Below are 461 nucleotides of genomic sequence, written 5' to 3'. Positions count from 1 at the left end.
CAACGACCTTCGGGTTATGAGCCCGACGAGCTACCAAGCTGCTCCATCCCGCGTCCGATATTACCGTTAAGCACGATAAGTACTATACCATTTTACTTAAGAGAAAATGGAGCGACACACGAGGTTCACTTCTTTAAAACAAAAAGGCGTGACCTCAACCTTGGCAAGGTTTGCTCATCAACTGAGTTAGTGTCGCATTTCATCGTTAAGCACGATGACAAATTCAATTTGGAGCGACACACGAGGTTCGAACTCGTGACCTCAACCTTGGCAAGGTTGCGCTCTACCAACTGAGCTAGTGTCGCAATGATTAAATGCCGGAGCACTTAATACAGAATGTGGTTGCGGGAGCTGGATTTGAACCAACGACCTTCGGGTTATGAGCCCGACGAGCTACCAAGCTGCTCCATCCCGCGTCCGATATTACCGTTAAGCACGATAAGTACTATACCATTTTACTT

Annotated in this window: 2 tRNA genes; both read right to left on the bottom strand. The window is 47.3% G+C overall.

The features are described 5' to 3' along the window. Window positions 1-229: 229 nt before the first annotated feature. Window positions 230-305 (bottom strand) — tRNA-Gly (locus tag UF06_RS18620). Window positions 306-339: 34 nt separating this feature from the next. Then, window positions 340-416 (bottom strand) — tRNA-Met (locus tag UF06_RS18615). Window positions 417-461 lie beyond the last annotated feature (45 nt).

The sequence above is a fragment of the Vibrio sp. S234-5 genome, from assembly GCF_000960595.1.
Classification (GTDB): domain Bacteria; phylum Pseudomonadota; class Gammaproteobacteria; order Enterobacterales; family Vibrionaceae; genus Vibrio.
This window is presented reverse-complemented; position numbering and strand designations above follow the sequence as displayed.